The sequence below is a fragment of the Flavobacteriaceae bacterium HL-DH10 genome (assembly GCA_031826515.1).
GTDB classification, from domain to species: Bacteria; Bacteroidota; Bacteroidia; order Flavobacteriales; family Flavobacteriaceae; genus Thalassobellus; species Thalassobellus suaedae.
The window spans coordinates 1,504,730-1,526,510 of record CP134536.1 but is presented as its reverse complement, the minus strand read 5'-3'; the positions used below and the strand labels follow the sequence as shown (position 1 = coordinate 1,526,510).

The 21,781-nt window shown below is 32.1% G+C and carries 21 protein-coding genes; 10 read left to right on the top strand and 11 right to left on the bottom strand.

All coding sequences use genetic code 11. The features are described from left to right. Positions 1–3: 3 nt before the first annotated feature. Both RHP49_06695 and RHP49_06690 read right to left on the bottom strand, forming a co-directional pair. Positions 4–513 carry an acyl-CoA thioesterase gene (locus tag RHP49_06695; protein ID WNH13938.1) on the bottom strand — a complete coding sequence of 170 codons (510 nt, stop codon included), beginning with the start codon at positions 511–513 and terminating at the stop codon, positions 4–6. Between the two features lie 91 nt (positions 514–604). After that, positions 605–1,966, bottom strand: a complete 1,362-nt coding sequence (locus tag RHP49_06690; protein ID WNH13937.1) for an SPOR domain-containing protein — start codon at positions 1,964–1,966, stop codon at positions 605–607. Positions 1,967–2,161: 195 nt separating this feature from the next. Here RHP49_06690 and dprA point away from each other — a divergent pair, with 195 nt between their 5' ends. Then, positions 2,162–3,265: a DNA-processing protein DprA gene (dprA, locus tag RHP49_06685; protein WNH14388.1), complete on the top strand. Its 1,104-nt coding sequence runs from the start codon at positions 2,162–2,164 to the stop codon at positions 3,263–3,265. Between the two features lie 29 nt (positions 3,266–3,294). Here dprA and trpS read toward each other — a convergent pair whose 3' ends face one another. Next, the gene (gene trpS, locus RHP49_06680) at positions 3,295–4,263 is read right to left on the bottom strand and encodes a tryptophan--tRNA ligase (protein ID WNH13936.1); all 969 of its coding nucleotides are present in this window, start codon (positions 4,261–4,263) and stop codon (positions 3,295–3,297) included. Positions 4,264–4,350: 87 nt separating this feature from the next. After that, positions 4,351–4,593, bottom strand: a complete 243-nt coding sequence (locus RHP49_06675) for a GlsB/YeaQ/YmgE family stress response membrane protein (protein WNH13935.1) — start codon at positions 4,591–4,593, stop codon at positions 4,351–4,353. 64 nt (positions 4,594–4,657) lie between these two features. Between RHP49_06675 and RHP49_06670 the strand changes: the two genes are divergently transcribed. Continuing rightward, on the top strand, positions 4,658–5,395 hold the full coding sequence (locus RHP49_06670) for a lysophospholipid acyltransferase family protein (protein WNH13934.1): 738 nt from the start codon (positions 4,658–4,660) through the stop codon (positions 5,393–5,395). An 85-nt stretch (positions 5,396–5,480) separates the two neighbouring features. Here the strand turns inward: RHP49_06670 and RHP49_06665 are convergent, their stop codons facing one another. From RHP49_06665 to recA, 4 genes are all read right to left on the bottom strand, one after another. Beyond that, on the bottom strand, positions 5,481–7,001 hold the full coding sequence (locus tag RHP49_06665; protein WNH13933.1) for a hypothetical protein: 1,521 nt from the start codon (positions 6,999–7,001) through the stop codon (positions 5,481–5,483). Further along, a complete protein-coding gene (locus RHP49_06660; protein ID WNH13932.1) occupies positions 7,001–7,543 on the bottom strand; it encodes an RNA polymerase sigma factor in 543 nt (180 codons plus the stop codon). Before RHP49_06660 ends, RHP49_06665 begins: the two co-directional genes overlap by 1 nt. Positions 7,544–7,570: 27 nt before the next feature. Further along, entirely contained in the window at positions 7,571–7,978 is a 408-nt protein-coding gene (locus tag RHP49_06655; protein ID WNH13931.1) for a hypothetical protein, read from the bottom strand. A 106-nt stretch (positions 7,979–8,084) separates the two neighbouring features. Then, positions 8,085–9,083, bottom strand: a complete 999-nt coding sequence (gene recA, locus RHP49_06650) for a recombinase RecA (GenBank protein ID WNH13930.1) — start codon at positions 9,081–9,083, stop codon at positions 8,085–8,087. Positions 9,084–9,369: 286 nt separating this feature from the next. Here recA and RHP49_06645 point away from each other — a divergent pair, with 286 nt between their 5' ends. From RHP49_06645 to RHP49_06610, 8 genes are all read left to right on the top strand, one after another. Beyond that, positions 9,370–10,443 (top strand): rhodanese-related sulfurtransferase, encoded by a 1,074-nt coding sequence (locus RHP49_06645; protein WNH13929.1) that lies wholly within the window; start codon positions 9,370–9,372, stop codon positions 10,441–10,443. Between the two features lie 7 nt (positions 10,444–10,450). Continuing rightward, positions 10,451–11,695, top strand: a complete 1,245-nt coding sequence (locus RHP49_06640; protein ID WNH13928.1) for a peptidase U32 family protein — start codon at positions 10,451–10,453, stop codon at positions 11,693–11,695. Next, on the top strand, positions 11,695–11,925 hold the full coding sequence (locus RHP49_06635; protein ID WNH13927.1) for a ferredoxin: 231 nt from the start codon (positions 11,695–11,697) through the stop codon (positions 11,923–11,925). Before RHP49_06640 ends, RHP49_06635 begins: the two co-directional genes overlap by 1 nt. Positions 11,926–12,109: 184 nt before the next feature. Beyond that, positions 12,110–13,396, top strand: a complete 1,287-nt coding sequence (ricT, locus tag RHP49_06630) for a regulatory iron-sulfur-containing complex subunit RicT (GenBank protein WNH13926.1) — start codon at positions 12,110–12,112, stop codon at positions 13,394–13,396. Continuing rightward, on the top strand, positions 13,383–13,886 hold the full coding sequence (locus RHP49_06625; GenBank protein ID WNH13925.1) for a gliding motility lipoprotein GldH: 504 nt from the start codon (positions 13,383–13,385) through the stop codon (positions 13,884–13,886). Before ricT ends, RHP49_06625 begins: the two co-directional genes overlap by 14 nt. A 62-nt stretch (positions 13,887–13,948) precedes the next feature. Then, positions 13,949–16,297: a transglycosylase domain-containing protein gene (locus RHP49_06620; GenBank protein ID WNH13924.1), complete on the top strand. Its 2,349-nt coding sequence runs from the start codon at positions 13,949–13,951 to the stop codon at positions 16,295–16,297. A gap of 141 nt (positions 16,298–16,438) precedes the next feature. Next, positions 16,439–17,140 (top strand): CoA transferase subunit A, encoded by a 702-nt coding sequence (locus tag RHP49_06615; GenBank protein ID WNH13923.1) that lies wholly within the window; start codon positions 16,439–16,441, stop codon positions 17,138–17,140. An 88-nt stretch (positions 17,141–17,228) separates the two neighbouring features. Continuing rightward, on the top strand, positions 17,229–17,882 hold the full coding sequence (locus RHP49_06610) for a 3-oxoacid CoA-transferase subunit B (GenBank protein WNH13922.1): 654 nt from the start codon (positions 17,229–17,231) through the stop codon (positions 17,880–17,882). Between the two features lie 303 nt (positions 17,883–18,185). Here RHP49_06610 and RHP49_06605 read toward each other — a convergent pair whose 3' ends face one another. Genes RHP49_06605 through RHP49_06595 form a run of 3 tightly spaced genes read right to left on the bottom strand, consistent with a single transcriptional unit; the run spans position 18,186 to position 21,721 of the window. Next, positions 18,186–19,865, bottom strand: coding sequence for an ABC transporter ATP-binding protein (locus tag RHP49_06605; GenBank protein WNH13921.1), 1,680 nt, complete (start codon positions 19,863–19,865; stop codon positions 18,186–18,188). Next, positions 19,866–20,579, bottom strand: coding sequence for a 3'-5' exonuclease (locus tag RHP49_06600; protein ID WNH13920.1), 714 nt, complete (start codon positions 20,577–20,579; stop codon positions 19,866–19,868). Then, positions 20,576–21,721 (bottom strand): serine hydrolase, encoded by a 1,146-nt coding sequence (locus RHP49_06595; GenBank protein WNH13919.1) that lies wholly within the window; start codon positions 21,719–21,721, stop codon positions 20,576–20,578. Before RHP49_06595 ends, RHP49_06600 begins: the two co-directional genes overlap by 4 nt. Between the last annotated feature and the right edge of the window lie 60 nt (positions 21,722–21,781).

Below are 21,781 nucleotides of genomic sequence, written 5' to 3'. Positions count from 1 at the left end.
TAACTAGTCAAATAAAGCTTTTAATTCTGTGGCTTCATTAGGTTTTATTTTTCCAGCAAGTAATAAGCTTAATTGTTTACGACGCAAAGCGGCATCGAAACGTTCTTTTTCTAAATCGGTTTCAGGAATAACTTCAGGTACAGCAATAGGTCGCCCTGTTTCATCAACAGCTACAAAGGTGTAAATACCTTCATTGGCTTTAGTTTTGTTACCAGACTCTCGGTCTTCTATCCAAACATCAATAAACACTTCTATAGAGGTTTTAAAAGCTCTAGACACCTTTGCTTCAACAGTAACAACACTTCCTAAAGGAACTGCTCTGTTAAAAGCAACATGGTTAACAGAAGCCGTTACAACAATACGACGGCTATGACGTCTTGCTGCAATACTAGCAGCACGATCCATGCGTGCTAAAAGTTCACCACCAAAAAGGTTATTTAAAGGATTGGTTTCACCAGGTAAAACCATATCGGTAAGTGTTGTTTTAGATTGTTCGGGTGTTTTTGCTTGCATCTCAGCTTTTTAAATGATGATGCAAAGGTAAAAAAGGTTTTTAGGATATTGAAGGTTCAAGCTAAAATATAATTACATGTAGAAATTTAGATTAATTTTCTACTTTAACTACAGCCATCTTCCCTGTATATGATAGATTTCCTTTTGATTGTAATGATTTATTAGCAGATTCTAAATCGTTGAATTTTTCTTTGTAATATACAAAATACATGGCGTTTTTGGTATCGAAGAAAAACGATATATTAGATAATTCTGCAGATGTTAGTTCACTTAAAAAAGCATCTCTTTTTGCCGAATTGTTATAAGCTCCTAACATTAAATAATAGCCACTTTCAACAGTTTTAACATTATGGATTATTTTTATAACGTTTGGGTTTTCTTTTAGTTCAAAATTATCAGCTGTTTCTGGAGAATTACTTAGTGGTTGTTGGTTAGCAAGGTCAGTACTCTCTTTTGTTTCAGCTGTTTGTAATGATTTTTCGTTAGAAGCATTTACTTTGCTTAACGTATTTATAATTTTTGTATCAGAATCTACAAGTAGCCAAGCGTCTTTATTATGGTTTTTTTTAATGTTTCTAAGCGCTTTTAAAGCTTCAAGTCTGTTTTCATAACTTGCATAAACAACTTGGTGTAAACCATATTTATTAACGCCAATTTTTCTAGCTTTAAAACCATCAGCTTTAAGTTGATCAATTTTTTTATCACAGTTTTCTTCAATTCTAAAAGCTCCGGCTACAATATGAAAACTCCCTGCTTGTTTCGTTACTTTTAAAGTAATCGCGGGAAACGGGTTTAAATTAAAAGTTGCTTGTTGTATTTTATTATCTAGCTTTTGTTCGGCTTCTTCTTGTGCTAATTGGTTATGCGCTTCAATTTGATTTACATAATATTTAGAAGCAGCAAAGCCACCTAAAGTTAAAGCAATTAAAGCAACTGCTGCGTATTTAAAATAAGGTCTCGATTTGCGTTTTTCAGGCGTAATAGTAATTGGAATTACTTTTTCAATAGCTTCAACTTCTTCTTTGTAAGTTTCCCTTGTAATTGAGGGTGATACAAATTGAGATAGACCAAAAGCATCCGTTAGATAATTTAAATGATATGAAGGTTCAAATAAAATTTTGCCTTCACTATTAAATACAATCTCCCCTATATTTTTAAAAGTAAGTGTTTCGCCTTGAGTTAAAAAATCTTTTAATATGGTAACACGTTTTGCAATTTTTTCATTTGCAATTTCAAAAGGAATCTTTTCTACATCTGCAATATAATTTACTAATAACCCATCGTTTTTTTGAATTTGCTCATTAAAAGACACTACTTTTTTAGGAGGATAAAAAACGTTTGTAGTGTTATTTACAGTGGCAGAAACAGGTTGTGTTAAAAAGGTGCCAAACTCAGGAATGGTCACACACTCATATCTATATAATAAGTCGCTGATGTAGGTTTCTAATTGCATAAAAACAAAGTTAAAAAATTATGTCTGCTGATAAAATTTAAGTCGAAGTATTTATTAACAACTAGTAGATTCTCTTTCTACAATTTACCAAACAGTTGAAAGAATTTACTTAGATTTGAAGCGAATATATAAATTTAAAGTCTCAATTAATGATTAATAACTCTTTTATTGTAGATTCAAAATCAAATGAATAGCATGACAGAAAATGATTTACTTTATACTTTAGCTTTACAACATGTTCCGAATATAGGTGATATAACGGCCAAAAAATTAATTTCACATTGTGGTTCTGCTGAAGCTATTTTAAAAGAAAAAAAGCAGAATCTTCTTAAAATTGATGGTATTGGCACTACTATTTTGGGTCATTTGTTTGAAGTAATACATTTAAAAGAAGCTGAGAGTGAAATTGAATTTATAAATCGTAATCAGATTAAAGTATCTTATTTTGAAGATAAAAATTATCCTGAAAAACTTAAACATTGTATTGACGGACCTATTTTGTTATTTGAAACAGGTCAGATTAATTTGAAAAAACAGCGAATTATTAGCATTGTTGGAGCTAGAAAAATTACAACCAGTGGTATTGTGTTTTGTGAGGATTTAATTGAACAATTAGCTATTTATAATCCTGTTATAGTTTCTGGGTTTGCTTACGGAACAGATATTACCGCTCATAAATCAGCTTTAAAACACAATTTACAAACCGTAGGTTGTTTAGCGCATGGGTTAAATCAAATCTATCCAAAAGTGCATAAAAAATATATGGGTGAAGTTGAAAAAAATGGTGGGTTTTTTACCGATTTTTGGAGTAGTGATCATTTTGATAGAAATAATTTTTTAAAACGAAATAGAGTTATTGCTGGCTTAAGTGAAGCAACTATTGTTATAGAATCTGCCGAAAAAGGAGGAAGTTTAGTTACTGCAGATATTGCCAGTTCGTATAATCGGGATGTGTTTGCTGTTCCAGGACGCACAACAGATAGCCAAAGTGTAGGTTGTAATAATTTAATTAAACAGCAAAAAGCACACATGCTTAGTACACCACTAGATGTACCTTATATTTTGAACTGGCAATTAGAAGAAGACAAAAAACCTGTTATTCAAAAACAATTGTTTGTAGAATTAGATTCGACTGAAAAAATAATTTATAATTATTTAAAAGATAAAAATAAGCAACAACTAGATCATATAGCTATTAGTTGTAATCTTCCTATTTTTAAAGTGGCCAGTATTTTATTAACTATGGAATTGAAAGGTGTTATTAGACCGTTACCTGGAAAGTTGTTTGAGGTTATTTAATCTGTTATTCCTGTGAAGGCAGTAATTTGTTAATAACCAACCTTCTCTCTAACTCTATTTAAAACCCCATTGGCAATCAATTTTGCTTTTTCTGCACCAACAGCCAATGCAGCATCAATTTCGTTGAGGTTATTCATGTAATAGTTATATCGTTCACGTTGTTCTGAAAACTTTTCAACTATTAATTCAAATAAAGCCTGTTTTGCATGTCCGTAACCGTAATTACCGTTTTCGTAATTAGCTTTCATAGTTGCTATTTCAGCTTCCGAAGCTAATAAACTATAAATAGCGAAACAGTTGCAAGTACTCCAATCTTTAGGTTCTTCAAGCGGTGTACTATCCGTTTGAATAGACATAATTTGCTTGCGCAATTTTTTATCGGCTAAAAATATATTGATAGTATTATCTCTACTTTTACTCATTTTTTCACCATCGGTACCAGGAATAAGCATCGTGTTTTCCTGTATTTTTCCTTCTGGCATTACAAAAGTGTCGCCTACTTTAGCATGAAAACGAGACGCGACATCTCGCGTCATTTCTATATGTTGTAGTTGGTCTTTTCCAACAGGGATAATTTCGGCATCATATAATAAAATATCGGCAGCCATAAGCATGGGGTACGTAAATAACCCCGAGTTCACATCTTCTAACCTATCGGCTTTGTCTTTAAAACTATGTGCTAATGTTAAACGCTGGTAAGGAAAAAAGCAACTTAAATACCAAGACAACTCAGTTACTTGCGGAATATCACTTTGTCTGTAAAACACTGTTTTTTCAATATCTAAGCCAAAAGCTAGCCATGTAGCAGCTGTAGAGTAAGTATTCTCTCTTAGTACATTAGCATCTTTAATTTGAGTTAATGTATGTAGATTGGCAATAAATAAAAAGGAATCGTTTTCTGGGTTTTCAGCCATTTTAATGGCGGGTAAAATAGCGCCTAAAATATTTCCTAAATGTGGTGTTCCTGTACTTTGTATGCCTGTAAGTATGCGTGCCATAAATTTTTTATAAGCTGCAAATTTAAAGATAAGTTATGCAATAAAAAAAAGTGGCGTGAACCACTTTTGTAAAAAACAGAAAAAAGATTATTTTTTAAATAAGCCTGCAATAAATAATATGGCCGATGCTCCTATAGCTCCTGTTAAAATATCGCCTATAACACCTCTCATTAGTGAAATGCCTAATGTTGCAAAAAGCCAGTTTCCAACAATGCCTCCAATAATACCAATTACAATATTAAGTAATACTCCAAAACCACCACCCTTCATTAATTTTCCAGCTAACCAACCAGCTATAGCGCCAATTAGTAAAGAATAAAGTAAACTCATAATTCAATATTTTAAGTTGTTATGTTTTAAAGATAATCAATTTATAATAGTATTTTTGATACTCATGAAATTTATAAAACACATTTTTTGGGTATTATATCGTATTTGGTTTTATACACTTGTGGGTTTGCCAATACTAATTATGTTCCCGATTCTTTTAATTTCAATTTTAAAAGAGTCCTGGTATCCGTTTTTTTTTAAAATAGCTAGAGTTTGGGCAAAAATTATTTTAATAGGCATGGGATTTAATTACCGCATTGAAAGCGAACAAAAACCAGAAAAAGATAAGAGTTATATGTTTATTGCCAACCATACGTCTATGGCAGATATCATGCTTATGTTGGTTTCTGTTAATAATCCTTTTGTATTTGTTGGTAAAAAAGAATTAGCTAAAATTCCGTTATTTGGATTTTTCTATAAGCGTACTTGTATTTTGGTAGATAGAAGTTCTGCTAAAAGTAGGCAAGCGGTATTTTTAAGAGCGCAAAGACGTTTAAAATCTGGTTTAAGTATTTGTATTTTTCCTGAAGGTGGTGTGCCAGAGGAACATATTGAATTAGATGAATTTAAAGATGGCGCATTTAGGTTAGCTATTAATCATAGCATACCCATTGTGCCAATTACGTTTGCTGATAATAAAAAAAGGTTTTCTTACACTTTTTTTAGTGGAGGACCTGGTGAAATGCGTGCTAAAATTCATGAATTTATATCGACAGAAAATTTTACAGTTAAAGATACTAAATCATTAAATGAAAATTCTAGAACTATTATTTTAACGCAGTTACAAATGTTTAACAAATAAAAAACTGCTCTGGGGAAGAGCAGTTTTTTTTGATATTGATTTCCGAGCTTACTGAAAATCAATATCTATAGATCTAACCAAAAACCTAAAATTTAATGGCGAATCCAGTATAAACCCCTATAAAATAAGGTTTAAAATCGCCAGATGTATTGTTAAACGTGTTAATTTGATATTTAAACATAGGCTCTAAATTCAAGTCTATTTTTTTAGAAACTTGATAGTTTAAACCTAGACCAAAATTAGCACTATAACTTATTGTGTTTAAGTTGGTAGCTTCACCCAAAAGGGTTCTGTTACTGCCATTTACTTCAGAATAAATTTCATTATTATTTAAGAAGAATGAACTAAAACCACCAATAACATTAATGCCTAATTTTTTATTTAATAGGATATATTGAATTTCTATAGGAACTTCAATATATCCTAAAGATTGATTAATAGAGGTATTTGATGCACCAAATGATTCTGGACTTTCATTTGAAATAAAATTTTCTCCACTTACAAGCGAAATACTTTCCGAAGTATTATCAGTAGCAGTAACATCTGTATTACTATTATTTTTAGCAACACTTACATTTTGCAGCGCGCGTGTACTGCTACTTACACCAACGGATCTGTAAACAACAATATTATTAGTGTTATAACCCAGATTTACTCTATTAATACCAGAACGAATACTCAATTTCTTATTTACAGCATAGCTAGTAGAAATTCCATAACTCATATTAACCTCTCCTGTTTTAGAGTTGCTATTAAATTGCGGGTCTATTGAAGAGCCTTCCCCTAAACTATTAAAATATACAGGAGCTACATTAGGAGTAATACTCCATCTATTTAGTTTTTCTTTTTCAATAACATCTTTAGTCTTGTCTATCGCTTCTTCAATAGTAAGTATATTTTCTTCGCTTGTTTTGTTGTTAGCTAAAGCATTTATCTCTTCTTCATTAGATTTAGCAATTGTATTATGTTTTTTTGAGGTGTTATTAATGATTTTTTTAGCACTATTGTTATCAATTAAAGTTGAATTATTTAGACTTTGATTAATGTTTTTATTTGTTTCTTCAAGATTGGAAGCAATTACCGTTTTTGTTTTTATTGTTGAATTAGATAGATTTGATACTTTATTTGAAGATGAAGTATGGTTGTTTGTGTTTTGATTTAAAATTTTAGAGTCGGTTGTTTCAGCAACCGATGATTCGGTTGAAGTATTAGTTTTAGTATTTAATAATTTAGAGGTATTTAGAGGAGCCTTTTCTATGTTATTGTTTTCTATATGACTCTCTGTAATAATACTTTTGTTTGTAGGTAATCCGTTTAAGGCATCTTTATTTATATTATTAGCATCATTATCTGTTTTAGTTTCTGTATCAACAACTGTATTTGGTTGAGGTTTATCAGTATTAATAAAGTAGCTTCCTCCAATAGTTAAAAGTAGCAATAGTAAAGCCGCAACCCCAGCATAACGCCACCAAATAGGAATAATACGCTGTTTTTTCTTTTTTTGAAGTTTAGCCTCAATATTTTTCCACACAGCATCATTAGGTGTAGCCTCAAAATCTTTAAGACCTTCTTGAAATAATCGATCTATATGCTTTTTATCCTTCATTATAATGATTGTGTACTTTTGGCTGTTTTATAACTTTCAATAGTTTGTTTCAATGTTTGTCTAGCTCGCGCTAAATTAGATTTTGAAGTTCCTACATTAATATTTAGCATGTCTGCTATTTCTTTGTGTGAATAGCCATCTAATACATATAGGTTAAAAACCATTCTATACCTATCTGGCAATTCTTGAATAATTTGTAATAAATAATCGATTGAAATTTCGTCTTCATCAATTTCTAGTACAACATCTTCAATGCTATTTTCATTTATAATATCAAAAACCTTTTCGGTTCTGTATCGTTGTAATACGGTGTTTATCGTAATACGTTTTAACCAACCTTCAAAAGAGCCTTTGTTTTTATATTGCCCAATTTTATTAAAAATTGTTAAAAATGCATCTTGCAAATTATCTTCTGCTTCAGCATAGTTTTTTGAATACTTCAAACACACTGAAAATAGCTTACTCGAAAAGAGCTTATACAATTCTCCTTGTGCTTTGGTATCATTAATTTTACAATTTTCTATGAGTTGATTTAAACTCAAATTAAACACGTATTAATTAAAAATAAATTACTCTAAAACGGGTACTTCAACAGTTAAATATTGATCTTCTCCATTGGTGTCTTCTCCTTGCCAAAACTTAAAGATATAAGAACCATTGCTAGTCACAATAAAATTAATGGTTTCTTCTACTAATACATCTGAAAGATCGTTACAATTGTTGTCCTCAAACACAAAGTTTATAGGGGCAACTGTGCGGATATTGTTTTCTTTAAGATAGTAAAACTCTTTAAAAGAGTGGCAAGTAGATGGTCTAAGATACGAAATGGTTATAGGATATGTTTCTCCTAATTCAAATTCATCTGGGATATCTACACTTTGTACTGGTAAAACCTCAAAACTATAATTTGTACTATCACCGTCAACACTACATGATGCTAATATTAGTATTAAGGAAAGTAGAAATAATTTTTTCATAGCAATTTTTTAATTTGTGTTTGCATTAGGTAGATGCAGTAGTAATTAAAAGGTTGCGCATGAAACTAAAAAAATCCCGATTACTCGAGATTTTTTTAGTTTTGTTTTAGCCTTTAATGGCGATTTTTATTTTTTCTTCTAGTTCATCAAAAAGTTCTGGGTTATCTTTTATAATGGCTTTAACAGCATCTCTACCTTGCCCAAGTTTCGTTTCTTCATAACTAAACCAAGAACCACTCTTCTTAACAATTTCAAGTTCAACAGCAACATCTAGTATTTCCCCAACTTTACTTACACCTTCACCATACATAATATCAAATTCAGCCATTTTAAAAGGAGGTGCTACTTTATTTTTCACCACTTTAACTCTTGTTTTATTACCTAAAACGTTTCCGTTACTATCTTTAATTTGTGTAGAACGTCTTATATCTAATCTTACAGAAGCATAAAACTTTAAAGCATTACCTCCAGTTGTTGTTTCTGGGTTACCAAACATAACGCCAATTTTTTCACGTAACTGGTTAATAAATATCACAGTACAGTTTGTTTTACTGATAGATCCTGTAAGTTTTCTTAAAGCTTGAGACATTAAACGAGCGTGAAGCCCCATTTTAGAGTCCCCCATTTCGCCTTCTATTTCACTTTTTGGTGTTAATGCCGCTACAGAATCTATAACAACAATATCAATAGCTCCAGAACGGATTAAGTTATCTGTAATTTCTAATGCTTGCTCCCCATTATCAGGTTGAGAAATAATTAAATTATCAATGTCAACGCCTAAATTTCCTGCATAAAATCTATCAAAAGCATGTTCTGCATCAATAAATGCAGCAATACCACCTGCTTTTTGAGCTTCTGCTATAGCGTGTAATGTTAAGGTTGTTTTACCTGATGATTCTGGTCCGTATATTTCAATAACACGACCGCGTGGATAACCGCCAACGCCTAAAGCTATATCTAAACCTAAAGATCCAGAAGGAATAGACTCTACATCTACAACCGCGGCATCGCTCATTTTCATTACAGTACCTTTCCCGTAAGCCTTATCTAATTTATCTAATGTAAGTTTAAGTGCTTTTAATTTTGCTTCTTTTTCGCTGCTCATTTTTATTTATTTTTTTTCTGAAGTAGTATGCTAAAATAGTACATCTTTTAACATCATACAATTTTATGACGCAACCTTTTAATACATTTTGCATCTATTAAACAAAGTGAGAAGATTTTTGCTATGAAATTGACTAACTTGAGCATTTTTACATGCTGATTAACTCAAACTAATTACTTAAGCACCTAATATATTAGGTGCTTTTTTATTTTAAATTGGACACTTTTTTTAAAAACCGTACTTTTGCCTCTTTATAATATTCTTTAACCTTAAAAATTAGTATAGCATGCAACTGTACAATAAATTAAGTGCAAAAGAAAGAGCCGAATTAATCGATAAAGCAGGAAAAAATCGATTAACACTTTCTTTTTATCAATATGCCAAAATTGGCAATCCACAAATTTTTAGAGACCATTTGTTTCTTACTTGGAACGCATTAGACGTTTTGGGTAGAATTTATGTGGCTCATGAAGGCATTAATGGACAGTTATCATTACCCGCCGACCGTTTTAATGAATTCAAAACACATTTAGATTCTATTGATTTTTTAAAAGACATCCGATTAAATATTGCCGTAGAACAAGACAACAAATCGTTTTTAAAACTTAAGGTAAAAGTTAGAAAAAAGATTGTTGCCGATGGTTTGAATGATGATACTTTTGATGTAACCAATAAAGGTATTCATTTAAAAGCTGAAGCGTTTAATCAGTTTATAGAGGACGAAAATACCGTTTTGGTTGATATGCGTAATCATTATGAAAGCGAAATAGGTCATTTTAAAAATGCCATAACTCCAGATGTTGATACGTTTAGAGATTCTTTAGATATTATTGAAGAAGATTTAAAAGACCATAAAGAGGATAAAAATTTGGTGATGTATTGCACAGGTGGTATTCGTTGCGAGAAAGCCAGTGCCTATTTTAAACATAAAGGCTTTAAAAATGTTTACCAATTAGAAGGTGGTATTATTGAATACACCAGACAGGTAAATGAAAACCATTTAGAAAATAAATTTTTGGGTCAGAATTTTGTGTTTGATGATAGACGTGCAGAACGCATTAGTGAAGATGTTATTGCCAATTGTCATCAATGTGGTGAACCTTTCGATGTACATACCAATTGTGCTAACGAAGCATGTCATTTATTATTTATTCAATGTCCTAAGTGTAAAGAAGAGATGGAAAATTGCTGTTCTTCTACTTGTATGGAAATAAATAGACTGCCTCATGAAGAGCAAAAAGCACTTAGAAAAGGACAAGGAAATAGCAATGATATCTTTAAAAAGGGACGAGCAGATCATCTTCCGTATAAAAAAGATTTGAGGAATATTTTTGAAACATTCAAAACCAAAGATCAATAAAATAGCTATGCAACAAATAGAATTAATGGCTCCAGCAGGAAATTTTGAATCCTTGCAAGCTGCTTTAGATAATGGTGCAGACTCTGTATATTTTGGTGTTGAACAATTAAATATGCGTGCTAGAGCTACTGTAAATTTCACTTTAGATGATTTACCAGAAATAGCAAAACGTTGTCAATTAAAACAAGTGAGAACGTATTTAACCTTAAATACGATTATTTACGATCACGATTTATCGATTGTAAAAACCTTAATAAATAAAGCTAAAGAAGCAGGGATTACTGCTGTAATAGCCATGGATCAGGCTGTTATTATGACTGCTAGAGAAATTGGAATGGAAGTGCATATTTCTACTCAAATAAATATTACAAATATTGAAACGGTAAAGTTTTATGCCATGTTTGCCGATACGATGGTATTGAGTAGAGAACTTAGTTTAAGACAAGTAAAAAAGATCACCGAATACATTGAAAAAGACCAAATAAAAGGACCTTCAGGTAAACTTGTGGAAATCGAGATTTTTGGCCACGGTGCGCTTTGTATGGCGGTTTCTGGTAAATGTTACATGAGTTTACATTCATATAATTCTTCGGCAAATAGAGGCGCTTGCAAACAAAATTGTAGAAAAAAATATACGGTTATCGAGCAAGAAACAGGCTTTGAAATGGAAATTGATAATGAATATATCATGTCTCCTAAAGATTTGTGTACCATCGATATTTTAGATGAAGTTGTAAATGCAGGTATTACCGTTTTAAAAATTGAAGGTCGCGGCAGAGCGCCAGAATATGTAGCCAAAGTAATTTCTTGTTATCGTGATGCTATTGATAGTTTAAATAATGGAACGTATCAAAAAGAAAAAGTAATTACCTGGATGCAAGAACTTGAAAAAGTGTATAATCGTGGTTTTTGGAATGGGTATTATCTTGGTCAGAAACTAGGAGAATGGGCAACAGGTTCAGGCTCTCATGCTACACAAAAGAAAGTGTATTTAGGTAAGGGAACTCATTATTTTCCTAAACCTCAAATTGGCGAGTTTAAAATTGAAGCTTATGATATTTCTATAGGCGATACCATTTTAATAACAGGTCCAACTACGGGAGCTCAAGAAGTTGAAGTTGGTGATATGATGGTGAATGATGAAAAATCTGAAAAAGGTAAAAAAGGCGATATGGTAACTATTCCGTTAGGTTTTAGAATTAGACCATCCGATAAGTTATATAAAATTGTTGAAAATAAAGTAGAAGCTTAATGGTTGTAATAACATTACAGCGTAATAAATGTATTGGGTGTAATTATTGCGTTGAATTAGCGCCGAAACAATTTCAAATGTCAAAAAAAGATGGAAAATCAGTTTTATTACACGCGGTTGATAAAAAAGGATTTTTCACATTAAAATCTAATGAAGAAGCTATTCTTGATGATTGTGAGAATGCTTCAAAAGCTTGTCCAGTAAAGATTATAGACGTTAAAAGTGTTTAAATATTTTTTCAATTTTTATTTGTTAGTATATTAATCTTATCTTTACATCCAAACGGCGTTTTTAGAAAATTAATTTCAAAAAATTGCTTTTCATTCTTGTTTTCGCATAGGCGGAAAACTAAAATATTTATAAACCTTCATTCGTAATAATTTAATTATTAGCGAATTCAATATATAATAACATATGGCTTGCGCAAGTTGCTCAACTAAAGACGGCTCTCCAAAAGGCTGCAAAAATAATGGTACTTGTGGTACAGATAGTTGTAATAAATTAACTGTTTTTGATTGGTTAGCAAATATGTCGCTACCAAATGGAGAAAAACCATTTGATTGGGTTGAGGTTCGTTATAAAAACGGCCGAAAAAATTATTATAAAAATACCGAAAATTTAACGTTAAGCATTGGCGATATTGTTGCGACACAAGCGCAATCTGGTCATGATATTGGTATGGTAACCCTTACAGGGGAATTGGTACGCGTTCAAATGAAACGTAAAAATATTTCTGAAACTCCCGAAGAACTATTAAAAATATACAGAAAAGCAAGCCAAAAGGATATAGATATTTGGCAAACGGCACGCGATAAAGAAGAGCCTATGAAGGTTAGAGCGCGTCAATTTGCAATCGATTTGAAACTTCAAATGAAGATTTCAGATATTGAGTTTCAAGGCGATGCCAGTAAAGCTACTTTTTATTATACAGCCGAAGAGCGTGTTGATTTTCGGGAACTTATTAAAGTATTTGCACGCGAGTTTAGAACGCGTATAGAAATGAAACAAGTTGGTTTTCGTCAAGAAGCATCAAGACTTGGTGGTATTGGCTCTTGTGGACGCGAATTATGTTGTTCTACTTGGTTAACCGATTTTCGTTCGGTAAGCACTTCAGCAGCACGTTATCAGCAACTGTCTTTAAATCCTCAAAAATTAGCAGGACAATGTGGTAAATTAAAATGCTGTTTAAATTATGAATTAGATTCTTATTTAGATGCTTTAAAAAGTTTTCCTAAAACAGATATTAAACTTAAAACTGAAAAGGGTACAGCTGTTTGTCAAAAAACAGATATTTTTAAAGGACACATGTGGTATGCTTATGAAGGTGAGTGGATGAATTGGCATAAAATAACTACAGAGCAGGCCAATGAAATTATTGAAGCTAATAAAAAGAATAAACCTATTGCTAGCCTTGAAGAATATGCATCAGAACTTGTAGAAGATACTAAAACAGAGTTTGAAAACGTTGTAGGGCAGGATAGTTTAACACGTTTCGATAGTCCAAAACCTAATAATAAACGTAAAAACAATAGGAGGAAACCTAATCAAAAACCTAATCAGAGAACTAATCAGGGGGGGCAAGGAAATCAAGCTAATAAAAAAGCGACTCCAAAGAATAAACCCAATCCAAATAATAGAAACAAAAACAGTAATAATAAAAGAAAACCTAAACCCCAAAACAGTAAAAATGCTGAGAAATAGTGTCTTGTTATTTTTTTTAATTTTTTCTTTTGTATTTGTGTCTTGCGATTCAAATCGTGTTTTTGACGAGTATAAATCGGTGCCTAATTTATGGCATAAAGATTCCATTATAGGCTTTAAAGTAACACCTCCAGACTCAACAAAAAAATATAATCTATTTGTGAACTTAAGAAATACAAATGCTTACAAATACAATAATTTGTTTTTAATTGTCGAAATGGTTTATCCGCACGGTAAAACTATAAAAGACACTTTAGAATATAGAATGGCAGACCCTAGCGGAAAACTTTTAGGTACTGGCTTAACCGATGTTAAAGAAAACAAACTTTGGTATAAAGGACAAGATGAACCATTTGTTTTTAATGAAATAGGAGAATATACCATTAATATTCAACAAGCTATGAGAGAGAACGGAAAAGTAAATGGTGTTACAGAGCTTGAAGGTATTACAGATATTGGTTTTAGAGTAGAACATATAAATAATAATTAAATGTCACATCGAGTGTTCCGGTTTTATATCGGGAAGTCCCGAGATGTATTAACCTAAAGTACATGGCAAAAGCAAAAAAAAACACAAAAGCACCAGTTCAAGATTTCTCTAAATACATTCGTTGGTTTTGGATGTTATTTTTAGGAGGTATATTTTCAGCAGTGCTTATATTTTTATTAGCATCCTGGGGTGTATTTGGCGACATGCCAGATCATACACAATTAGAAAATCCGAAAACAAATTTAGCAACCGAAATTATTTCTTCAGATGGGAAAACTTTAGGTAAATTCTATTTTAATGATAATAGAACCCCTGTAAGTTATGATGATTTATCGCCAGATTTAGTTACTGCTTTAATCGCTACCGAAGATGCGCGTTTTCATGAGCATTCAGGAATTGATGCACGAGGTACTTTAAGAGCTGTAATTAAATTAGGAAGTAGCGGCGGTGCAAGTACAATATCTCAACAATTAGCCAAACAGTTGTTTCATGGTGAAGGATCTAAAAATACATTGGGTAGGATTACTCAAAAAATTAAAGAATGGATTATTGCTATTCGTCTCGAACGCCAATACACAAAAGAAGAAATTATTGCTCAGTACTTTAATATATATGATTTTTTAAATAACGCAGACGGTATTCGTAGTGCTTCCAGAATCTACTTTGGAAAAGAGCCTATAGATCTTGATTTAAAAGAATCGGCTATGTTGGTAGGTATGTTCAAAAATTCAGCATTGTATAATCCAAGAAGAAATCCAGTTGGAGTTAAAAATAGACGTAATGTGGTTTTGGCTCAAATGGAAAAATATGGTTATTTAGAAGAAGCCGTTAAAGATTCGCTCCAAAAAACAGAGCTTGATTTAAATTATTCGCCAGAATCACATCGTGAAGGTATGGCAACTTATTTTAGAGAATACTTAAGAGGATTTATGAAGGATTGGATTAAGAATAATCCAAAACCTGATGGTACAAAATGGAATATAAATAGTGATGGTTTAAAAATTTACACAACTATAGATTCTCGTATGCAAGAATACGCTGAAGATGCTGTACAGCAACATATGCCAAGGTTGCAAGCAGAATTTTTTAATCAAAACACACCAAAGCGTAATCCAACAGCACCTTTTTTAGAATTAGATAAGAGTGAAGTAGATGATTTATTAAATCGTTCTATGAAACAAGGTGAGCGATGGCGCATATTAAAAAATGCTGAAAAATCAGATAAAGAAATTATAGCTTCATTTCATAAACCTACTAAAATGACTGTTTTTGCATGGAAAGAAGGGAAAGCGAGTGAAGTAGATACCATTATGAAACCTATTGATTCCATGCGTTATTATAAATCGTTTTTACGTACAGGCATGATGTCTATGGATCCGCTTACAGGTCATGTTAAGGCTTGGGTTGGAGGTGTTAATTACCGCCATTTCCAGTACGATATGGTAAAACAAGGAAAGCGACAAGTGGGTTCTACCTTTAAACCATTTGTTTATGCAACAGCTATAGATCAGCTTCATTACTCTCCATGTGATAAATTGCCAGATACACCATTTTGTATAGATGCTGGTAAATATGGAAATCCAGAAAAATGGTGTCCTAGGAATTCTAATGGTGAAAATGATTATGGAGGCACAAGGACTTTAAAAAATGCCTTAGCGAAATCAGTAAACACAATAACCGCAAGATTAATTGATAAAGTTGGTCCACAAACGGTGGTAGATTTAGCAAAAAAACTAGGTGTTGAATCTGAAATACCTCCAGTACCATCAATAGCATTAGGAACACCCGATTTAAGTGTTTATGAAATGGTGGGAGCCTATTCAACATTTGCTAATAAAGGGGTGTATACAAAACCAGTAATGGTTACTAATATTGAAGATAAAAACGGTACTATTTTGTATCAGTTTAAGCCAGAAACACGTGATGTTTTAAGTGATGAAACAGCCTATGTAACAATCAAGCTTATGGAAGGTGTAACACAATATGGTTCTGGAGCTCGCTTAAGAGGAAAAGGAGCAGATTCCTATAGGAGAGAATTTTCGGAAATAATAACAGGGTATCCTTATGGATTTACAAATCCTATAGCAGGAAAAACAGGAACCACACAAAATCAAAGTGATGGATGGTTTATGGGTATAGTACCGAATTTAGTTACAGGTGTTTGGGTAGGAGCTGAAGATAGAGCAGCGCACTTTGCTGGTATTACATATGGGCAAGGAGCAGCTATGGCATTACCTATTTGGGGTGTTTATATGAAAAGTTGTTATGCCGATGAAACCTTAAATATTTCAGCAGAAGATTTTGAAGAACCTGCTAATCTTTCTATAAATGTAGATTGTTCAAAAGTCATTGACGAGAGCACTGGTATTGAAAACGATTCTAATGATACGCCTGATGATTTAGATTTTTAATATTAAAACAGTATTATGAATTTATTTCAGTAATTAATTATATAATTAAAACCATTCTTTTCAGAATGGTTTTTTTATTTGTTAATGTTTCGGTCTTATAATTCTATTATTCGTAAATTTATAAAGCTAAAATTAATAATAATGATTAATAAAAAAGTAGATAATGTTAAAATAGCTCTTCATGGAGTTTCAGATAATATGACTTTTATGCTTGGTGGTTTTGGGCTTAGTGGTATTCCAGAAAATGCTATCGGGCAATTAGTAAAACTTGGTATAAAAGGGCTAACCTGTATTTCTAATAATGCAGGTGTAGACGATTTTGGCTTAGGATTATTGCTTCAAAAAAGACAAATAAAAAAAATGGTATCCTCTTATGTGGGTGAAAATGATGAATTTGAGCGACAAATGCTTTCTGGTGAATTAGATGTAGAATTAATACCTCAAGGAACTTTAGCAGAGCTCTGTAGAGCTGCTCAGGCAGGATTTCCTGCTATTTATACACCTGCTGGTTACGGAACAGAAGTAGCAGAAGGTAAAGAAACCAGAGAGTTTGATGGTAAAATGTATGTACTAGAGCATGCTTTTAAAGCCGATTTTGCTTTTGTGAAAGCATGGAAAGGTGATGCGGCTGGTAATTTAGTTTTTAAAGGGACTGCTAGAAATTTTAACCCTAATATGTGTGGAGCCGCTAAAATAACAGTTGCTGAGGTTGAAGAATTAGTACCATTAGGAGCTTTAGATCCAAATCAAATTCATATTCCAGGAATTTTTGTTCAACGTATTTTTCAGGGAGAAACCTATGAGAAGCGTATTGAACAACGAACGGTAAGAGTAAAAGAATAGAAGTTTTATTCCTGCGTGCGCAGGAATCTATCTTTAAAAAACAAGGTTTAATTAAAAAGATTCCTGCCTTCACAGGAATGACGAAATTATGTTAGATAAAACAGGTATAGCAAAACGTATAGCTAAAGAAGTACAAGATGGTTATTATGTTAATCTAGGTATTGGTATTCCCACTTTAGTAGCTAATTATGTTCGAAACGATATAGAAGTAGAATTCCAAAGTGAAAATGGCGTTTTAGGCATGGGGCCTTTTCCTTTTGAAGGTGAAGAAGATGCCGATGTTATTAATGCAGGTAAACAAACCATAACAACGCTTCCAGGTGCTAGTTTTTTTGATTCGGCCATGAGCTTTTCTATGATTCGTGGAAAGCACGTAGACTTAACTATTTTAGGCGCCATGGAGGTGGCTGAAAATGGTGATATAGCTAATTGGAAAATTCCAGGACGTATGGTAAAAGGTATGGGTGGTGCTATGGATTTAGTGGCAAGTGCCGAAAATATTATCGTAGCTATGATGCATACTAATAAAAGAGGCGAATCTAAATTATTAAAAAAATGCTCATTACCGCTTACTGGAGTTGGTTGTGTTAAAAAAATTGTAACCAATTTGGCTGTACTTGAAGTATCGAGTAAGGGGTTTAAGCTTTTAGAACGTGCTCCAGGAGTTTCTGTAGAAGTAATTAAAAATGCGACAGAAGGTGCTCTAATTATAGAGGGCGATATTCCAGAAATGAGCCTTTAAAGTTTTCGACAGAAAGATCTGAAAGAAGAAAAACCTACGAAATGTTAAAAAAATACGTATTTGAACGATTTTTTGTGTTTTTTGACTGGTTTTTTAAAAAAAATGTTTGATATTAGTACTCCCCAAATAAACCAAGTTAAATTAATAGATTTCCCCAAATCTATCATGAATTTTACGCTTATGAATATTGCAACAAATCTACCTGAACAACCTACAAATGGCGAAAGCAAATTCAAAGAAACTGTAAAAGAAAATTTGAATTTTTTAAAAAGCGTAGTCTATTTAACAAAAAAAATATTCATGCTATAATCCTTTTGGAATGGCATGAATTAATTTTTTTGTGTATTCTTTTTGAGGCGATTTATATATAATATCTGCATCGTCTAATTCTTCTATTTTACCTTTATTCATTACCAATAATTGGTCGCTCATATATTTTACAACGGCAAGATCGTGTGAAATAAAAATATACGTAAAACCAAAAGTGTCTTTAAGTTCGTTTAATAAGTTTAGAACTTGAGCTTGAACCGATATGTCTAAAGCAGAGACTGATTCGTCACAGACAATTAATTTAGGTTGTAATGCAATGGTTCTGGCTATACCAATACGTTGTCTTTGTCCACCAGAAAACTCATGAGGATATCGGTTAAAGTAGTCTTCGGATAAACCTACACGATTTAAAATATCTATAACTTTTTCTTTACGTTCTTCTTCAGAATTAAAAAGTTGATGTACTTTCATGGGCTCCATAATGGCTTCTCCAACAGGAATTCTAGGGTTTAAAGAGGAGTAGGGGTCTTGAAAAATAATTTGAATGTCTTTCCTGAGTTTTCTAATTTCAGTTTTAGAAAGCTTTGTAATATCGATACCTTGATATAAAATTTGACCCGCAGTAGCTTTGTCTAATTGAAGGATGGCATTTCCTAACGTAGATTTTCCGCAACCAGATTCGCCAACTAAACCTAAAGTTTCACCTTCATATAGTTTAAAACTAACGTCGTTTACTGCTTTAAAAGTGTTCGTTTTATTAAACCAGTTGCCTTTTGTTATATATTCTTTTTCAACATTAATAACTTCTAGCAAAGGTGCTTTACTATAAAGTTTCTCATGATTTTGCTTACGCTCTTCTGAGGTTATAATCGTATTTGAAACCGTATTATTTAAATAATCGTCAATAGTTGGTAAATTTTTTAACCGCGTATTTAAGGAAGGACGCGAATTAATAAGGGCCTTAGTATAGTTGTTTTGTGGATTTTTAAAAATGTTGATTACAGAGCCTTCTTCAACAATATTACCTTTATACATCACTAACACACGATTAGCAATTTCAGATATTAAAGATAAATCGTGCGTAATAAATATAACACTCATTTTGGTTTCTGCTTGGAGGTCTTTTATTAGCTTAATAATCTCTTTTTGAACAGTAACATCTAAAGCTGTTGTGGGTTCATCTGCAATTAATATATCGGGTTTACAGGCAATAGCCATGGCTATCATAACACGTTGCTTTTGTCCGCCAGAAATTTCATGAGGATATTTATTGTAAGTATGCTTTACGTCTGGTAGTTTTACCTTTTCAAACAGTAAATGGGTTTCTTCTTTAGCTTCTTGTTTTGTAAGTTTTGTGTGTTGTAATAAAATTTCTTGAACTTGTTTTCCGCAGGTCATAGACGGGTTTAAAGAACTCATAGGTTCTTGAAAAATCATGGCGATTTTGTTTCCTCTAATATTTTGTAAAAATTTTGGTGAAGACTCAATTAAATCTTGTTCATTGTATATAATTCTGCCAAAATTTATTTTTGAAATATTTTTTGGAAGAAGTCCTAATATAGCTAAGGAAGATACAGATTTTCCAGAACCAGATTCGCCTACAATCCCTAAAATTTCGTTCTTTTTTAATTCGTATGAAATATTATGAATGACCTCGTTTTTTCCAAATGATATAGAGAGATTTTCAACTTTTAATAGGGCTTCTTTTGTCATTTATATATGAATAATTTCATCGTTGCTTAATAAATCATCGCCTCGTAAACGTAAAAAGATTTGTGCCACAGCAATGGTGTCTTTTTCGCAGTAAATTATAATTCGGTCAACTTCATTTTCTTCGTAATACACACGATATACTTCGCTGCCATCAATATCATCTTTTGGAGAAGGAATACCTAAAACATGGGTTAGTAGCTTTAGTGATGTATAACTTTTATAATCACCAAATTTCCATAATTCTAAGGTGTCTAAATGAGGGACTTCCCAAGGTTTTTTTCCAAATAAATTGAGTTTATAAGGCAATTCTATATTATGAATAATCATTCGACGTGCGATATAAGGAAAGTCGAATTCTTTGCCGTTATGCGCACAAAGCAAATGTTTAGTTTGACTAAAATGAGAAATTAATAGATTTTTAAAGTCTTTTAAAATGGTAATTTCATCACCATAAAAAGAGGTGACTCTAAATTGTCTTAAATCGCCTGTAAATGTAAAATATCCAACAGAGATACACACTATTTTACCAAATTCTGCCCAAATTCCGGCTCTATCATAAAACTCCTCAGCGGTGAATTCGTCTTTGCGTTGGTATTTAGATTTGTGTTCCCAAAGCGCTTGTTTGGTTTCATCTAATTCAGAGAAATATTGAACCTCTGGTACGGTTTCAATATCTAGAAATAATATGTTTTCAAGGTGTAATTTTGATATCATTCATTTAGCATTTTATAAGCTTCTTCAATATAAACTGAAATATCTTCAGTGAATTCACCAACACCTTTATCGGGTGATTTTCTATGACCTAACCGAACAATAATTACATTATCATTAGGCTCAACTATAACGTACTGCCCAAGATGACCTCGCATCATAAAAAAGTGTTTGTCGCCAACATCTTTTAACCACCATCCGTAACCATACTGTGGACTTTCCTTAAATCGAGGCGTTATTGATTTTGTAACAAAAGCAGAGTCTAATAGTTGTTTGCCGTTCCATTTTCCATGATCTTTATACAACTTACCAAATCGAGCAAAATTTCTAGCACTACTAGAAATACAGCAAAATGCTTTTGCGAGTTTGTGTTCTTCGTCATCTAATTGCCAAAGTGCATCATCAGTTGCTCCCATAGGTTGCCAAAAACTTTCTGAAAGATAATTTGCTAATGTTTTACCAGTCGCTTTCTGAATAATCATTCCAAGTAATTGGGTACTTCCACTTAAATATTCATATTCTTTTCCTGGTGTTTTTACTACTTTTTGATTTAAGATAGTTTCCGATAAGTCATCATCATAATTTGCTCTAGCTGTTACTGAAAACGGACTTGTATAATGCTCTACCCAATCTAAACCAGATGCCATAGATGCTAAATCGCCAACAGTAGTTTTCGCATAATTATATTGTGGATAAAAGTCACTAACAGGCTGGTCTAAACTTTTAATAGACCCATCCATAATAGCCTTTCCTAGTAGCGAAGTGGTAATACTTTTTGCCATGGAAAAAGAGTTGGTTTTCGAATCCTCATTAAATTCATCATAATAGTTTTCAAACCAAATACTATCATTTTTTATAATAAGATAAGCAATGGTACCCCAAGCTTTATTAACTTCAGAAAGTTTTTCAGTTTCTTTTGCGGTATTATAATCTATATGTTTTGCCCAAGGACTGGAGTTATTTCCTTTTTTTATGGTATCGTTTTCAAAATGAGGATAGTCGTCAATGAAAGCCGTTTTATGTCCTGTGAGATAAACAATTTTAGCACCTCTTATAATATAACCATAATCAAAAATATAGAGTAAAGCTATTAGAGCTACTATAATAATAACAAGCCATTTAAAGAATTTTTTTAGAAATTTCATTCTATTATGTTTAGTTGAATTAAATATAATAATTAAAACCCGACCTATAAGTATTTGTGA

What these genes read in the sequence shown, in the direction of transcription:
- RHP49_06695 (WNH13938.1), bottom strand. Translation starts at nt 513, where the DNA reads ATGCAAGCAAAAACACCCGAACAATCTAAAACAACACTTACCGATATG.
- RHP49_06690 (WNH13937.1), bottom strand. Translation starts at nt 1,966, where the DNA reads ATGCAATTAGAAACCTACATCAGCGACTTATTATATAGATATGAGTGT.
- dprA (WNH14388.1), top strand. Translation starts at nt 2,162, where the DNA reads ATGACAGAAAATGATTTACTTTATACTTTAGCTTTACAACATGTTCCG.
- trpS (WNH13936.1), bottom strand. Translation starts at nt 4,263, where the DNA reads ATGGCACGCATACTTACAGGCATACAAAGTACAGGAACACCACATTTA.
- RHP49_06675 (WNH13935.1), bottom strand. Translation starts at nt 4,593, where the DNA reads ATGAGTTTACTTTATTCTTTACTAATTGGCGCTATAGCTGGTTGGTTA.
- RHP49_06670 (WNH13934.1), top strand. Translation starts at nt 4,658, where the DNA reads ATGAAATTTATAAAACACATTTTTTGGGTATTATATCGTATTTGGTTT.
- RHP49_06665 (WNH13933.1), bottom strand. Translation starts at nt 7,001, where the DNA reads ATGAAGGATAAAAAGCATATAGATCGATTATTTCAAGAAGGTCTTAAA.
- RHP49_06655 (WNH13931.1), bottom strand. Translation starts at nt 7,978, where the DNA reads ATGAAAAAATTATTTCTACTTTCCTTAATACTAATATTAGCATCATGT.
- recA (WNH13930.1), bottom strand. Translation starts at nt 9,083, where the DNA reads ATGAGCAGCGAAAAAGAAGCAAAATTAAAAGCACTTAAACTTACATTA.
- RHP49_06645 (WNH13929.1), top strand. Translation starts at nt 9,370, where the DNA reads ATGCAACTGTACAATAAATTAAGTGCAAAAGAAAGAGCCGAATTAATC.
- RHP49_06640 (WNH13928.1), top strand. Translation starts at nt 10,451, where the DNA reads ATGCAACAAATAGAATTAATGGCTCCAGCAGGAAATTTTGAATCCTTG.
- RHP49_06635 (WNH13927.1), top strand. Translation starts at nt 11,695, where the DNA reads ATGGTTGTAATAACATTACAGCGTAATAAATGTATTGGGTGTAATTAT.
- ricT (WNH13926.1), top strand. Translation starts at nt 12,110, where the DNA reads ATGGCTTGCGCAAGTTGCTCAACTAAAGACGGCTCTCCAAAAGGCTGC.
- RHP49_06625 (WNH13925.1), top strand. Translation starts at nt 13,383, where the DNA reads ATGCTGAGAAATAGTGTCTTGTTATTTTTTTTAATTTTTTCTTTTGTA.
- RHP49_06620 (WNH13924.1), top strand. Translation starts at nt 13,949, where the DNA reads ATGGCAAAAGCAAAAAAAAACACAAAAGCACCAGTTCAAGATTTCTCT.
- RHP49_06615 (WNH13923.1), top strand. Translation starts at nt 16,439, where the DNA reads ATGATTAATAAAAAAGTAGATAATGTTAAAATAGCTCTTCATGGAGTT.
- RHP49_06610 (WNH13922.1), top strand. Translation starts at nt 17,229, where the DNA reads ATGTTAGATAAAACAGGTATAGCAAAACGTATAGCTAAAGAAGTACAA.
- RHP49_06605 (WNH13921.1), bottom strand. Translation starts at nt 19,865, where the DNA reads ATGACAAAAGAAGCCCTATTAAAAGTTGAAAATCTCTCTATATCATTT.
- RHP49_06600 (WNH13920.1), bottom strand. Translation starts at nt 20,579, where the DNA reads ATGATATCAAAATTACACCTTGAAAACATATTATTTCTAGATATTGAA.
- RHP49_06595 (WNH13919.1), bottom strand. Translation starts at nt 21,721, where the DNA reads ATGAAATTTCTAAAAAAATTCTTTAAATGGCTTGTTATTATTATAGTA.